Source organism: Urbifossiella limnaea, from assembly GCF_007747215.1.
In the GTDB taxonomy this organism is placed as follows: Bacteria; Planctomycetota; Planctomycetia; order Gemmatales; family Gemmataceae; genus Urbifossiella; species Urbifossiella limnaea.
The window spans coordinates 1527774-1542817 of sequence record NZ_CP036273.1; the positions used below are offsets into that span (position 1 = coordinate 1527774).

Annotated in this window: 10 protein-coding genes and 1 pseudogene; 4 read left to right on the forward strand and 7 right to left on the reverse strand. The window is 72.0% G+C overall.

The genetic code is table 11. The annotated features are described in order from the left end of the window. Positions 1-49: 49 nt before the first annotated feature. A complete protein-coding gene (locus tag ETAA1_RS06110) occupies positions 50-1357 on the reverse strand; it encodes an outer membrane protein assembly factor BamB family protein (protein ID WP_145235260.1) in 1308 nt (435 codons plus the stop codon). Positions 1358-1521: 164 nt separating this feature from the next. Here ETAA1_RS06110 and ETAA1_RS06115 point away from each other — a divergent pair, with 164 nt between their 5' ends. Together ETAA1_RS06115 and ETAA1_RS06120 are read left to right on the forward strand one after the other, a co-directional pair. Further along, complete coding sequence (locus ETAA1_RS06115) at positions 1522-1665, forward strand: twin-arginine translocation signal domain-containing protein (protein WP_145235261.1); 144 nt, start codon at positions 1522-1524, stop codon at positions 1663-1665. Positions 1666-1677: 12 nt separating this feature from the next. Continuing rightward, a pseudogene (locus tag ETAA1_RS06120) lies at positions 1678-2835 on the forward strand (DUF1501 domain-containing protein); the annotation flags it as partial. A 35-nt stretch (positions 2836-2870) separates the two neighbouring features. On the opposite strand, the gene ETAA1_RS06125 reads toward ETAA1_RS06120, so the two are convergent. The 6 genes from ETAA1_RS06125 to ETAA1_RS06150 form a co-directional block, all read right to left on the reverse strand. Next, positions 2871-4382 (reverse strand): serine/threonine-protein kinase, encoded by a 1512-nt coding sequence (locus ETAA1_RS06125; RefSeq protein WP_145235265.1) that lies wholly within the window; start codon positions 4380-4382, stop codon positions 2871-2873. 194 nt (positions 4383-4576) lie between these two features. Then, positions 4577-5305 carry a lipoate--protein ligase family protein gene (locus ETAA1_RS06130; protein ID WP_145235267.1) on the reverse strand — a complete coding sequence of 243 codons (729 nt, stop codon included), beginning with the start codon at positions 5303-5305 and terminating at the stop codon, positions 4577-4579. An 80-nt stretch (positions 5306-5385) separates the two neighbouring features. Continuing rightward, positions 5386-6855, reverse strand: a complete 1470-nt coding sequence (locus tag ETAA1_RS06135; protein WP_145235269.1) for an alpha/beta hydrolase-fold protein — start codon at positions 6853-6855, stop codon at positions 5386-5388. A gap of 135 nt (positions 6856-6990) precedes the next feature. Beyond that, on the reverse strand, positions 6991-8553 hold the full coding sequence (gene metG, locus ETAA1_RS06140; RefSeq protein WP_145235271.1) for a methionine--tRNA ligase: 1563 nt from the start codon (positions 8551-8553) through the stop codon (positions 6991-6993). 123 nt (positions 8554-8676) lie between these two features. Beyond that, positions 8677-10584, reverse strand: a complete 1908-nt coding sequence (locus ETAA1_RS06145; protein ID WP_145235273.1) for an adenylate/guanylate cyclase domain-containing protein — start codon at positions 10582-10584, stop codon at positions 8677-8679. Between the two features lie 70 nt (positions 10585-10654). Further along, on the reverse strand, positions 10655-13054 hold the full coding sequence (locus ETAA1_RS06150; protein WP_145235275.1) for a protein kinase domain-containing protein: 2400 nt from the start codon (positions 13052-13054) through the stop codon (positions 10655-10657). 224 nt (positions 13055-13278) lie between these two features. Between ETAA1_RS06150 and ETAA1_RS06155 the strand changes: the two genes are divergently transcribed. Both ETAA1_RS06155 and ETAA1_RS06160 read left to right on the forward strand, forming a co-directional pair. Next, a complete protein-coding gene (locus tag ETAA1_RS06155) occupies positions 13279-14586 on the forward strand; it encodes a Na+/H+ antiporter (protein ID WP_145235277.1) in 1308 nt (435 codons plus the stop codon). Continuing rightward, positions 14583-14957 carry a glycoside hydrolase family 43 C-terminal domain-containing protein gene (locus ETAA1_RS06160; protein ID WP_145235279.1) on the forward strand — a complete coding sequence of 125 codons (375 nt, stop codon included), beginning with the start codon at positions 14583-14585 and terminating at the stop codon, positions 14955-14957. Before ETAA1_RS06155 ends, ETAA1_RS06160 begins: the two co-directional genes overlap by 4 nt. Positions 14958-15044: the final 87 nt, after the last annotated feature.

Here is a 15044-nt window from a genome sequence, read left to right on the forward strand (position 1 = left end):
CGTAGCGGCCGGGACGGGCGAACGCAATCAGAAACCCGGCCCGCCGGCGTCACTTCTTCCCGATGGCGTACAGGTGCGTCTTCGTCCGCACGATCAGCGTGTCGCCGACCAGCGCCGGCGACGCCATGCAGCCGGCGTCGAGGTCGTTCGTCGCCACCACCTCGTAGTCGCCGGCCGCGCGGATCACCGTCGCCTTGCCCGACTCGTTGAACAGGTACACGAGCCCGGCCGCGGTCACCGGCGACGCCGTGTACTGGCCGTTCAGACGCTCAGTCCACCGCTGCTTGCCGGTCTTGGCGTCGAGGCACGTCGCCACGCCGCCGTCGCTCACCAGGAACAGCAGGTCGTTCACCAGCAGCAGGCTCGGCCGCGTGGGGATGTTCTTGTCCGTGTCCCACGCCACCGCGTCCTTGCCCGGCGTGCCGGTCACGTCCGACTTCAGCGCCATCAACTGCCCCGGGTAGCCGGTCACGAGGAACGTCAGCCCGAAGCCCGCGACCGGCGGCGCGGCCACGTTCATGGTCCCCTTCTTGAGGTGGTGGAACCGCCACAGTTCGGCACCGCTCCTCGGGTCGTAGGCGATCGTGGCCTCGGCGCTGGGGCACACCAGCTGCGCCTTGCCGTTCACGGTCAACACGCGCGGCGTGGCGTAGGCCTTCTTGAGGTCGCCGTTGTCGGTGGAGTAGCGGATGCGGCGGTCCTGCCGCCACACGGTCGAGCCGGTGTGCTTGTCCAGGGCGACGACGTACTGCTGGTCGAACCCGTCGAAGATGAGGAACACCCAGCCTTCGTAAACGAGCGGCGACGACCCCGGGCCGCGGAAGTGGTCGCACTTCAGGTCGCGGCGCTCCCAGATCACCTTGCCGCTGGCCGCGTCGAGGCACCACGTGCCGTGGCTGCCGAAGTGGGCGTAGACCTTGCCGCCGTCGAGCGCCGGCGTCGGCGAGGCGTAGCTGTTGAAGTCGTGGCAGAAGGCCGGGTCGGCTTCCTCGCCGAGCTTGACGTCGTGGAGCACCTTGCCGGTGGCGAGGTCGTGGCAGACGGCGAAGAAGGTGACGTGCTTGACCGCCCCCTTGTTCGGCCCGCCGGTGGTCGGCACCTTCACCTTCTCGTTGCCGCGCACCTCGTCGGCGGTCGTCACCCACACCCGGCTGTCGGCGACGACCGGCGACGCCCAGCCCTTGCCGTGGACGGGCGCCTTCCACAGCACGTTCTGCTTTTCGGACCAGGTGGTCGGCGGGTTCTTGGCGTCGGCGACGCCGTCGCCGGTGGGGCCGCGGAAGGCGGGCCAGCGGTCGGCGGCGGCGGCGGGGGACGCGGCCAGCGCGAGGGCGGCGGCGGCGAGCAGGTGGCGCATGGGCTGCGGGGGGTGGGAGGGAGTTCGGGGGCGGGTGGGGGTAGCGTACCCCACGCGGCGGGCGCGGGGAAGGGGCGTGCCCTCCCGAGTCGAGCCTTGACCGCCACCCGCCGGTCGGGCATACCTAATCGTACCCGCCGGCCCCGCCCGTCCGAGACCCGCCCGTGCTCACCATCTCCAGCGGCCCGCCCACCCGCCGCCAGTTCCTCCGCGCCGGCGGGCTCGGCGTCGCCGGCGTCACGCTCCCCGCGCTGCTCCGCGCCGACACCACGGGCCGCCCGAAGTCGGTGATCTACGTCGTCCTGTAGGGCGGCCCGTGCCACATCGACACCTGGGACCCGAAGCCCGACGCCCCCGCCGAGTTCCGCGGCCCGTTCGGCACCATCCCGACGCGACTCCCCGGCGTCCGGCTGTGCGAGCTGTTCCCGCTGCAGGCGAGCATCCTCGACAAGGCCGCGGTCCTGAACGGCGTGCGGTCCGTCGAGAACGACCACTACCTGAGCGAGGTGTACACCGGCCTGCCGCGGGGTGCGGGGAATCGGCCGGCGTTCGGGTCGGTCGCCAGCCGGCTGCTCGGCACGACGGCCCGGCTGCCGGCCTACGTCAGCCTCCACCGCGTCGAGGCGAACGACCGGTTCGACTACGAGCGGCCGTACTACGCGGGATCCCAACACGCGCCGTTCCGCCCGTTCGGCGACGCCCTCGACGACCTCCGGCCGGTCCGCTCACTGGACGCGTTGGCCGACCGCCGGGCCGTGCTCGCCGGCCTCGACCGGATGCGCCGCGAACTCGACGCCACCGGCCAGGCCGCGGCGCTCGACCGTTTCCAGGCGCGGGCGCTGGAACTGGTCACGTCGCCGCAGGCCCGCGAGGCGTTCGATCTGTCCAAGGAGCCGCGGAAGAACGTCGACCGCTACGGCCGCGGCAAGTTCACCCACCAGACGGTGAAGTCGCTCGTCTACGACTGGGACGCGAAGCCGTTCGTCCTGGCGCGCCGGCTGGTGGAGGCGGGGGTGCGGGTGGTGACGGTGCAGGTCGGCAGCTGGGACCACCACAGCGGCGCGGAGTCGGACATCTTCCTGTCCTACCGCATGTGCCTGCCGGCGCTCGACCGGAGCGTGTGGGCGCTGGTGACCGACCTGGAGGACCGCGGCCTGCTCGACGACACGCTGGTGGTGGTGCTCGGCGAGTTCGGGCGGACGCCGAAGGTGACGTACCCCGGCCCCGGCCGCGAGCACTGGGCGGACGCCGGCAGCGCGATCGTGTTCGGCGGCGGGATGAAGGTCGGGCAGGTGATCGGCCGGACGGACGCGCGGGCGGAGCGGTCGGTGAGCGGGACGATGACGTTCCAGAACGTGGTGGGGACGATTTATCACGCCCTCGGCATCGACCCGGTGACGGCGTCGCTGCCCGACCTCAGCGGCCGGCCGACGTACCTGCTGGACCAGGGCCGGCCGATCCCGGAGTTGGTGGGATAAGACGCGGGCCGGCGCCGGCCCGGCGGGCGGGTCCGTTAGCCCAGCAGCTTCATCAGGGCCATCCCGGCGCCGGCCAGGGCGGCTCCGCCGACCGCGGCCAGGATCATCCGCCACGGCGCCTTCGCCCGCGCCGGTTCGGTCACGTCGGCCCGGAACGGATGCGACGCCCCCGCCGGCCGCATCCCCGCCGGCGTCTGCTCCACCCGCGCCGCCGCGGTCTCGGCCGACGGGTGGGCCGTCGGCAGCCGCGGCGGGAGTCCGGGCCGTACGCCCGACCCCGAACGCCTTGCCGGCGTCGCTGGAGCCCCCCACGGGTTCCCCGCCGCGGGCGCCGGGGCGAACGGTGCAGGCGCCGGGCCGAACGGCGAGCGCGCCGCCGCGACCGCGGTCCGGGCCGCCGGTTCCTGGTCCGTCGCCACGCCGACCGGTTCCGGCGCATCCTCCTCCGGCTGCGCCCCTTCCGACGCCGCGGGGCTCAGCACCGGCATCTCCTCGGCCGCCGGCAGCGGCACCACCTTCGGCACGATGCCCTCCAGTTCCGCGGCCACCTGGGCCGGCGTCTGGTAGCGGGCCTTCGGTTCCTTCGCCATCATCCGGGCGACGAGCGCCGCCACGTCGTCGGGCACGTCCGGGCGGATCTCCTTGATCGGCGTCGGCTCCTTCGTGCGGTGCCACAGCAGCTTCTGCGACACCGTGCCGGTCGGGAACGGCGGGTGGCCGGCGAGGAGGAAGTAGTACGTCGCCCCGAGGCCGTAAATGTCCGCGCGGATGTCCACGGCGTGGCTGTTGGCCACCTGCTCGGGCGCGACGTAGTCGGCCGTGCCGAGGACGATCTTGTCGTCGTACTTGATCGTCAGTTGGTCGGTGTGGTCGCGGAAGAACCGGGCCAGCCCCATGTCCAGCAGCTTGGCCGTGCCGCGGCGGTCGATCAGGATGTTGCCCGGCTTGATGTCGCGGTGGATGATGCCGGCGCGGAACGAGCTGTCGAGCGCGAGCGCCACCTGGCGGACGTAGCTGGCGGCGCGGCCGAGGTCCATCGGGCCGAACTTCTTGACCACGTCCAGGAGGTTGGTGCCGTCCACGTAGTCCATGACGAGGAAGTGGAGGTTGCCGTCCTGGTCGATGTCGTGGGTGCGGACGATGTTCGGGTGCTGGAGGCTGCCGGCGGCGCGGGCCTCGCGGTAGAACCGGCCGAGGGCCGCCGGCTGGTCGGCCTTGGCCGGCGGCAGCACCTTCACGGCGACGCGCTTCTTCATGAACAGGTGTTCGCACAGGAACACCTGCCCCATCCCGCCGACGCCGACCCGCTCGAGCAGCTTGTACTTGCCGATGGTGAACCCGCGCCACTTCCCGAGCAGGAACTGCTCCGCCTGGAAGTTGGTGAGGACGCCGTCGCGGACCATGTCCTCGGCGAACTCGCGGGGGTCGGTGGGGAGTCCCCGGGCGAACTCGCGGCGCTCGAGGTAGTTCGACAGCACCACCTCGTCCACCATGCCGCTCTTGCGAATGAGCTGCACGAGTTCTTCGACCGAGTTGGGGACGGACATGCGGGCACCGTGGCGGGCTGAGGGGGCGCGTCCCGAGGCCGCCCGGATGAATTCGGGCGGGGGCGGAATTCCTGTCGCAACGGTAGAACACCTTCGGCCCGGACGCAAACCGGCCGGCCGCGCCGGGTTGCGGGACGTGGGGCGAGCTCAGGGAACGAGAAAGCCGGGCTCGGACGTGCCCGGGCCGGGCGGCGTCAGCGCTTGCCGTTCCAGGTGGGGTCGGCGTACTTCTCGGCCCGAATCTTCGCCGTGCGGGCGCGCTCCAGCGGCGTCCAGTCGTCGGTCTCCACGGCGCACCCGGCGGCGACCGCCACCCGGCCGGCCAGCCGGGCGGCCAGTTGCGGCGCCGCCACGAGCTCGCGGCCGGCGAAGTCGTTGATGCCGGCCAAGTGCGGGGCGTGCGGGCTGCGCCACAGCAGGATGCTGCCGTGCTGCAGCAGCGCCCCCTTCCACTTCCGCTGGGCGCTGCCGGCCACCTTCGACCCCTCCACGAGCAGGTCGCCGGCCGTCTGGTCGAGGAAGCACAGCACCTCGCCGAGCTTCTGCTCCTCGCCGCACAGAACGGCCTTCGCCGTCAGCCCGGCGTCGGCCAGCTCGTCGCGCAGCAGGTGGTGCATCCGGCAGACCCACGGCTCGCCGGTGTGCCACTCGGCGGCCGGCGGCAGGGCCAGTGCGTAGGTCAGCTCGTGGTGGTGCAGGATGGCCGCGCCGCCGGTGGAGCGGCGGACCCACGGCACGCCCGGCGTGGCGGCGCGGGCCTCGGCCGGCTGGAAGTAGCCGAGCGACAGCGTCGGCTCGGTCCAGGTGTAGAAGCGGAGCGAGGCGATGCCGGCGGCAGCGGACACGAGCAGCGCCTCGTCGGCGGCCATGTTGGTGGCCCCGTCGGCGGTGGCGAACGGCAGCAGGCGGAGGGTGCGAGCCATGACGGAATTGTAGACGTGAAATGCGATGCCGCTTGCGGCTTAGCGGCGTACACGCCGCTAAGCCGCAAGCGGCGCCGCGCTCACAGCCCGCCGCGGGCGGCCATCGCGTCGAGCCGCTCGCGGCGCGTCCACCCGCCGCTCCGGTGCGTGCCGCGCAGCTCGATCAGCACCCGCCCGTCGAACGCCGGTTCGCGCAGCAGCCCCACCGCGGCGTTGAACCGGTGCACCGCCGCGTTCAGGTAGTAGTCGTCGGCGTCGCCCACCCAGATGTTCACCTTCCCGCCGGCGAGCTTCGGGCCGAGGTCCTTCCAGTTGGCGACGATGTAGCGGGTCAAGTCGTACTTCTTCCAGTGCTCCAGCACGGTCTTGTCGATCGCCCCCGTCTTGCCGTCCCACACCGGCACCGGCAGGCCGTCGGCCCCGCGCGGGCCGTACACCGCGTTCCAGCTCGCCCAGTCGCGGCCGCCCAGCTCCCACCGACCACCCTTGCCCAGCACGCGGTCCAGCTGCGCCTCGTGGCGGACGGTCGAGACCACGTCGCCGTCGAGGGTGCGGGTGCTCGGCCGTTCGAAGCCGAAGCGGTTCACGAAGGCGTTCTTCTCGGCGTACAGGTCGATCAGCTCGAACCGCTCGAACGTCAGCGAGTCGGGGCACTGGCTCCAGCAGCCGTTGAACGTGTCCGGGTAGTACAGCTGCAGCGCCAGCGACACCCAGCCGCCGGTGCTGGCCCCGCAGGTGAACCGCTTGCCGGCGCCGCCGCAGCGGTACGTCTTCTCCAGGAACGGGATCACCTCCTGAATCAGGGCGTCGCCGTAGGGGCCGTTGTTGGCCGAGTTCACCTGGTACGGGTCGCCGAACGGCCCGGCGCCGTCCGGCACCACCTGCACGAACCGCTTGTCCGGCTGCGTCCGCCGCGCGTCGGTGTAGCGGGTGCCGAAGCCGCCCACGTCGAGGATCAGGCCGTAGTGCTTGTCAGTATCGGTGTCGAAGCCCGGCGGCAGGACGACGCCGACGCGGTAGGTCATCGGCCGGCCGTGGAATTCGCTCAGCCGCTTCGACGGCAGCGCCAGGTACTTGTGCGTCGCGGTGTCCTTCGGCTTCCGCTCGGTGAACGTCTTGTCGAGCGTGAGGTTCACCGTGGTGCCGGCCGCGGCGTCGAGCTTCACGCGGACGGGGGCCGAGTACAGGTTGCCGGGGGCGTCCGGGAGGTTCACATCGCGGTTGGTGGCGAGGATGGCCTGCACCGTGTACTCGCCGGCCGGCAGGTCGTTCATCGCCGGCGCGATCGGAAACACGTCGGACGCCGCGTCCAGCGTAGCGGTGCGGCCGGCGGCGAGGTCGGCGCCGAGGACGGGCAGCACGGGCGGCTTGTACTCGGTGAAGTCGGGGGCGCCGTTCTTCGGCCCGACGCCGACGAGCAGCCGGCCGGGTTGCGCCGGCAGCGCCGGGTCGATGCTGACGGTGAAGCGGAGGCCGGGCCGGGCGGCGGGCTGGGCGGCGACCGCGGACGCGACGACGAGCGCCGCGAGGACGGCGAGGCGGGTGGGCATGGCTCGGCTCGGGCGGGGCGGGGAGGGCGACGTGATTGTAGCGGGATCATCCGAGCCGGCCCCGTCAGGGGTCGGAGCGCCCGGCGTGCGGAACGCTCCGACCCCTGACGGGGCCGGCTCGAACGGAGGATCGTCTCACGCGATGCGCGGGAACAGCGGCTTCGGCTTGCCGTCCACGACCTCCGCCGTCACCCGCAGGTCGTCCGGCTGCGCCGACAGCACGGCCGCGTCGGCGTACGTCACCTCGGCCCACGACTTCGGGAAGTTGAAGCTCGTGTAGATGGCCTCCGCCGCCCGCGGGATGAACGGCTTCAGCAGGATGCTCGCCACCCGCAGCGACTGCACCGCGTTGAACAGCACCCGCGCGGCCGCGTCCTTGTCCGTCTTCACCAGCTTCCACGGGGCGTTCGTTTCGAGGTACTGGTTCGTCGGCGTCAGGAAGTCCTGCACGACCGCCTGCAACGCCAGGTTGTACCGGCACCCCTCGACGTGCCCGCGCACCGTCTCGACGAACGCCGCCAGGTCGAGCCCCGGCACGACCGGCTCGGGCGCCTTGCCGGCCGTGTTCGGGAACACGCTGCTGTAATTCTTCGTCACGAGCGTGAGCGCCCGGCTGAGCATGTTGCCGAGGTTGTTCGCCAACTCCGAGTTGTACACCTCCTCGTACCGCTGGCCGCTGTAGTCGCCGTCGCTCGGGTACGGGCACTCGCGCATGAAGAAGTAGCGGTAGGCATCGGAGCTCGACTTCGCGATCAGCTCCACCGGGTCCACGATGTTGCCGAGCGTCTTCCCCATCTTCTCGCCGTTGTTGTTCACGAACCCGTGGCTGAACACCAGCCGCGGTGCCTCCAGCCCGGCCGCCCACAGCATCGCCGGCCAGATGTGGGCGTGAAACCGCGTGATGTCCTTGCCGATGAAGTGCGTGTCGCACGGCCACAGCCGCGCGAACAGCTCGGGGTCGTCGGCGTACCCGATGCCGGTGATGTACGTCAGCAGCGCGTCGAACCACACGTAGATGGTGAACTCGGGGTCGAACGGCAGCCGCACGCCCCACTCCTCGCCGTGCCGCGAGATGTTCAGGTCGTCCAGCCCCTCGGCCTCGATGAAGCCGATCATCTCGTTCCGCCGGCTGTCCGGCTGCACGAACCCCGGGTTGTCCTTCAGGTACGCCAGCAGCCGGTCCTTGAACGACGACAGCCGGAAGTACCAGCACGGCTCGGTGCGCCGCACGAGTGGCCGCTTGTGGTTCGGGCACAGGCCGTCGTTCGCGGCGTGGACCTTGTCGCTCTTGAACTCCTCGCAGCCGGCGCAGTACCACCCCTCGAAGTCGCCCTTGTAGATGTGGCCGTTGTCGTACACCTGCTGCGCGAACTTGCGGGCGCAGGCCTTGTGCCGCTCGCTGCTCGTCTGCACGAACACGTCGTAGGAGATGTCCAGCGCGTCCCACACCTCGCGGAACTGGCGGGCCATGTCGTCGCAGTACGCCTGCGGCTCCGACCCCAGTTCCTTGGCGCGGTCGGCAACCTTCAGCGTGTTCTCGTCGTTCCCCATCAGGAAGAACACGTCGTACCCTTCCATCCGCCGGTAGCGGGCCTGCACGTCCGCGCCGACCTTCTCGAACGCCGTGCCGATGTGCGGCCGGCTGTTCGGGTAGTCGATCGCGGTCGTCTGGAACCACTTCCGGCGCGGCTCGGCCATCTCGCTCGCTCCTTACGCTCTCGGCACCCCGTGAAGGGGTGAGGGGGTGAGGGGGTGAAGGGGTGACAGGTTCACCCCTTCCGTCACCCCTTCACCCCCTCACCCCTACACCCCTACACCCGACTAAGGTTCGACCGGCACGTAGGACCGGTGCTTGTCCCAGTCCGCGGGTGGCTTTAGCTCGTCGTCGCCGGTGCCGAGCTTGTTCATCACCCGCCGCAGGCACTGGCTCGCCGGGTCGTCCGGGAACAGTTCCTCCAGCTGCTTGTACGCCCCGGCCCAGTCGCCGTCGGTGAACTGGTCCACCGCCGACGCCCAGTCGAAGTCCTGGAACTCGTGGATCGGCGGGTTGTCCAGCGAGTACAGCTGGAACGCCGGCACGGGGTCGGGGAACCCCTTGGCGATGACGTTCCCGAGCTTCCGCGTCCGCAGCTGCCGGCCGCCGCTCGACGCGGTCAGTTTCTCGGCAACCGGCCCGCTGCAAATCGCCCCCACGCCGAACGCCTTCGTCATCGATTCGAGCCGGAACGCCAGGTTCACCACCGGGCCGTACAGGTCCACCACCGCGAGGTCGTGCGCCCCCAGCCGGCCGGCCAGTGTCGCGCCGTGCGTCACGCCGAGGCCGCACTTCATCCCCTTCTGCGTCAGCTTGTCCCAGATGCGGAACGCCGCCTGGCACGTCGATTCGACCTGCCGGTCCTTCGGCTCGGGCCAGCCCCAGAAGGCCAGCACGGCGTCGCCGCGGAACCCGCTCACCACGCCGCCGTGGTCGGTCACGGTGCTGCTCATGGTGTCGAGGGCCAGCGAGATGTTCCGCCACGCCCCGGTCAGGTCGTCCTTCGTCTTCCACACGTCGCTGGAGTACCCGCGGAGGTCGCAGAACAGGATGGTGACCTCCTTCACCCCCGGCTCGAGGACGCGCTCCAGCTCCTCGGGGCGGTCCATGAACGGCCACAGCTCGCGGTGCCACGCCTGCTTGATGACGCTGTTCTGCTTCGCCAGCCGGTTCATCCGCAGCGTCGTCTCGATCAGCCCGACGATCAGCTCGACCGTCTTCTGGTACTGCGTCAGGTCGTTGACGACCTTGTCCTGGCCGGGCTTGCCGAGGGCGCCCCACTGGCCGGAGACGCGGCCGGAGACGTAGAGGGCGAACTTCGAGTTGTCCTGGAACGGCGTGCAGATGGCCCACGGGGTCTGGTTCTGCATCCCCTGCGGGGCGGCGAGCGTCATCTCCTGGGCGCTGCCGGAGTCGGTCGGGTCGGTGGACCAGCAGTGGAGGCAGCTGCGGCGGCGCTCCTGGATGGCCTTGTGCGCCAGCCGGCGGCTCGGGGCGAACCCGCCGCCGAGCGCAGCCGTCGGCCGGACGTTCGACTCCACGACCGCCAGCCGCCGCTCGCCGGCGGGGTTGTCGGGCGGGATGCGGACGATGCCGGCGGCGTCGGCCCGCGGCAGCGCCTCCATGATGACCCGGAGCATCTGGCGGAACAGGCCCTGCTCGTTCACCGCGGCGCGGATGGTGTTCGGCAGCTGCTCCATCGCCTTCAGCACCGTCGCCGGGTTGGTGAAGGCGATCTCCTCCAGCTGCGCCCGGGTCCGCTCCTCCTGCCGGGCGGCGACCGTGGCGTCGATCGGCGACTCGGGGCCGGTGTCGCCGTCGCCGCGGAGCGTGAACTGGGTCTGGCCGATCCAGAACGACTCGCCCGGCCCCACGTCCCAGCCGGTGACGTCGAGGAACCGGTCGCGGGCCTTCGGGTCGCGGACGACGATCTTGTTGACCGGCGCGTCCGGGTAGTCGGGCGGGACGGGCGGCCGGCGGTCGACGCGGACCTTGTTGGCCTCGAACGACACGTTGGCGTAGTACCGCGAGACCTGGTCGTCCTCGGGGACGGCGAAGTCCATCTTGGTCTCGTCGCGGCCGAGGCGGAACTGCTTGCCGGGGGCGAGGGCGAACCGGCGGCTGAACTGCGCCGCGGGGACGTGCGGCTTGTCCTTCGTCGGCCGGATGTCGGTGATCGCTTCCAGCTCAGCCATAACCCGCGAACTCCCACCCGCGGCTGCGGAACCGCTACCCCGTCATCCTACGGCCGGCGGGCCGGGGGCGTCACCCGTGTCCCGCGAACTCCCACCCGCGGAGCAGGCGGAACAGCCACACCCACAGCACGACCGCCAGCGCCGCCAGGGCCGCCACGAGGACCGACCCGGCCCACGTCAGCTGGCGCTTCAGCCGGTCCACCGGGGCCAGGGCGACCGCCTCCGGCATCTGCGCCACGAAGCCCCACACCCGGCCGCGGTTCTCCTCGTACCGGCTGTGCGCCAGCGGGCGGAACGTCAGCGTGTGCGCCAGCAGTTGCTCCCCGCCGGCCGGGGTGTCCAGTGCCACCGGGTCGACGTACCGGTCGGGGCCGTCTTCGATGCCGCGGTCGATCGACTTCCACGGCACCAGGTCGTCCGGGCGGATGCCGTGCTTCGGGGCCAGCTCCCGGGCGAGCCGCGTCAGGTTCTCGGGGTCGCGGTGGACGTCGCGGGCGGCGTCGGCCCTGAGCCCGGCCATGCCGGTCTCGTGCCACACCCACGCCCCGCGGTCGTTGACCACGAACGCGCTCAGCGCCCGCGCGATCTCCTGCCGGTCGGCCAGCATCGCGTCCGGCATGTCGATCAGGTGGCGGAGGTGGCGGCTCACGTCGAGCCCGACGGACAGCAGCCCGACGACCCGGCCGTCGGCCGCCCACACCGGGGTGATGACGTCGAGCCGCCAGCTGCCGTCGCGGCGCGACTGGTACGTCTGCGAGACGTGCGTGCGGCGGACCACGGGGTGCGGCCGGCCCTGCTCGGCGAACCGGTTGCCGTCGGCGGTGAAGTAGTCGCGGAACGACCACTCGGTGCGGTAGTTCGACGCCTGCTGCGGGTCGGCCCGGTCGGCCGCGGCGGGGACGCCGGCCTTCTCGCGGGCCAGCGTGAACCCGCGCGCCGGGCCGCCGGTCGGGGTGTCGCCGGCGACCACGAGCAGCGCCACGGTGCGGCCCTCGACCGCCGGCCACCGCTTCTGCGCGTCCTCGTGGACGTGGGCGACGAAGGCGTCGAACGCGGCGCGGTCGGTGAGCAGGTCGTGGGCGCGGGTGGCGTCGCCTTCCGCCAGCGCGGCCGTCGCCGCGGCGGCGGTGAGGCGGTCGCGCAGCTCGGGCGTCACCCGGGCGTGTTGCTCGGCGAACGCGACGTGGTCCTGCAGCGCCCGCTCGACCGCCCCCTTGCCGTACCACGCCGTCCGCGTGAGGCTGCCGTCGATCTCGCGGCTCACGTCCGCCGTGGTGCGCTGGTACACGCGGTCGGCGGCGAACGCGCTCCCCCCGGCCACGAGCGCGACGAACACGAACGTGGCCGCGGCGCCGACCGCCAGCGGGGTGCGGACGTGCCGCCACCACGCCCGCTTCTTCAGCAGGTCGACCACCTCGCCGGCGTCGCGCGGGCGGGCCGCCGGGTCGGTCGCCAGGCAGCGGTCGACGACGTCGGCCAGCAGCGGGTCCACGAGCCGGCGGTGGGCGGTCGGGTTCGGCGCGGCGGTGACGCCGTCGCGGTAGGCTCGCAGCTTGGTGTCGAGGTGCTCGGTCTGCTTGATGGCCTTCCGCAGCGCCTCGTCGCGGCGCGGCGGCTCGCCGACGAGCAACTCGTACATCAGGGCGCCGAGCGCGTACACGTCCCACGAGCTGTCGGACCGGGCCTTCTTGAGCGCGGCGTCGGCCTGGTCCGGCGGCATGTAGAAGAACGTGCCGAGGGCCGGCGTGTCGTCGGTGGCCAGGTGCGCCTGCCCGAAGTCGGCGAGGAGCGGCTGCGCCGGGTGGCCGGGGTCGGCGGTGTGGAGCAGCACGTTCCGCGGCTTCAGGTCGCAGTGGTGGATGCCGCGGCGGTGGACGGCGGCCAGCGCCTCGGCCACCCGCGTGAACACCCGCACGGCCTCCGCCACCGGCACGACCGGCTCGCCGGCACGGGCCGCCTTCTTCGCGGCGCTCACCACGTCGGCGAGGGAGCCGCCGTTGGCCAGCGGCATGACGTAGAACGGCGGCTGCGCGTCGGTGCCCTTGCGGACCTGCTTCACGGTGACGATGCCGCCGGTGCCCTCGAGCGCCTGCAGCAGCTTGACCTCGCCGAGCATCGCCTCCCAGCGGTCGTCGCCGGCCGACAGGAACTTGATGGCGACGTGCTCGCCGGTGTCGAAGTTCTGCCCCTCCCACACGGACCCGAACGCGCCGGTGCCGATGGAGCGGAGGAGCTTGTACTCGCCGACGTCGATGCTGCTGCGGTTCTGATCGACCCAGCGGTCGAGTTCGCGGATGGCGAGGCCGGACGGCGGCCCGGACGGGCCCGGGCCGGCGGGCGGGCAGGTGAGCGTGGCGTGGACGAAGTCGCGCCAGCCGCCGGAGGTGCGGGTGCGGCCGTCCTCGTCGTCCGGTGGCGCGGCGACCGGCGGGCGGGCGACCGTGGGATTGTCGTCGGGCAGGGCTGGCATCCGCGGGCTCGGGGGGGCGGGGTGTACGGACTACTGTACCCCGCGCCGCCCGGGGCATCAATTTCCCGCCGCGGCCGGCGACGGTTTTCGGCGCGCGGCGAGGCCGGAAGGGCGACGCAGCTTGCCCGGGTTGCCACCGCCGCCACACGCGCCCGTCGTCACGGGTGGGCTTCCTCCCGGCCGCCCTCTAACGATAGTTCGGTCCCGACTCCCGAGGCGCGCGCGTGTTCCACCCGGTCGAGCTCGTCCTGGCCCTCGTCGCGGTCGCCGTCGGGCTCGGCGTCGTGGCCCGGCGGATGCGCGTGCCGTACCCCATCCTGCTGGTCGTCGGCGGGCTGTTGCTCGGCCTCCAGCCGTGGGCGCCGAGCGTCGCCCTCGACCCGCAGGTCGTGTTCCTCCTGTTCCTGCCGCCGCTCCTGTACGCCGCCGCGTTCCAGACCGAGTGGGCCGACTTCCGGCTGAACCTCCGCCCCATTGTGCTCCTGGCCGTCGGGCTCGTGCTGTTCACCACCGCCGTCGTCGCCGTGGTCGCCCACGCCGTCGTCGGCCTGCCGTGGCCGTGCGCGTTCGTGCTCGGCGCGATCGTGTCGCCGCCGGACGCCGTCGCGGCCGTGGCCGTCACGCGGCGCATCGGCGTGCCGCCGGTCATCATCACGCTGCTCGAGGGCGAGAGCCTGGTGAACGACGCCACCGCCCTGGTCGTGCTCCGGGTGGCGGTCGTGGCGGTGAGCGCGGGGTCTTTCTCGGTAGCCGACGCCGGCGTGCAGTTCCTCGTCGTCGCCGCCGGCGGCGTCGCCCTCGGCCTGGCCGGCGGGTGGCTCGCGGTGAAGCTACACGCCTGGCTCGACCGCGAGGAGCGGGCCGACGCCAAGCTGTTGATCACGGTCACGCTGCTGACGCCGTTCGCGGTGTACCTGCCGGCCGAGCACCTGCACGTGAGCGGCGTGCTGGCCGCGGTGACGGCGGGGTTGTGGGTCGGCAGCCGGTGCGAGCAGGTGTTCAGCCCGGCCCTGTACGAGGAGGCGCGGGCCGTGTGGGAGTGGGTCGAGTTCGTGCTGAACGCGCTGATCTTCATCCTGATCGGCTTCGCCCTCCGCCCGGTGCTCGACCAACTGAGCGACAACTACGACCCGCTCGACCTGCTGGGGTACTCCGCGGCGGTGAGCGCGGCCGTGATCCTGTCGCGGTTCGTGTGGGTGTTCCCGGGCGCCTACGTGCCGCGCTGGCTGGACCGCCGGCTCGGCCTGCCGACGACGCCGTACCCGCCACCGCGGGCCGTCTTCGTGGTCGGGTGGACGGGGATGCGCGGCGTGGTGTCGCTGGCCGCGGCGCTGGCCCTGCCGACCGTCACGGCCGACGGCAAGCCGTTCCAAGGCCGCGACCTGATCCAGTTCCTGACGTTCTGGGTGATCTTCGCCACGCTGGTGGGGCAGGGGCTGACGCTGCCGTGGGTGGTGCGCCGGCTCGGGCTCGGCGGCCCGCCAGTTCCACCGCCGGCCGAGGGCGCCCACGTTCCGGAGGACGAGCCATGACGCGGATCGCGTGCGGGATGGGCCTGGCGGTGCTGCTGGCGCTGACCGGCGCCGCGGCCGGGCAGGAGAAGGACGCGCCGTTCGACCCGGCGAAGCTGATCGGCCGCTGGACGCCGGTTGAGAAGAAGAAGGACGAGGTGTCGGTGGTGGAGTTCAAGACGGGGAACAAGGTGACGTTCCAGCTCGGCGCCGGCGGCAAGACGGAGACGTACGAGGGGACGTATGCGGTGGCCGGGCAGAAGCTGAAGATCGCGCTGAAGGTCGGCGAGAAGACGATCACCGAGGAGGTGGTGGTGACGCGGCTGACCGCGGACGAGCTCCACACCGAGGACGCGAAGGGGAAGAAGGAGAAGCTGCGGCGCGTACAGTAGGCGGGCTGATGTAGGTCGGGTCGAGTCCTCGAGACCGGACGGCTACGCCCTCCAAGAACCCGTAAAACCTCGCCGGTTCGGTGCGAT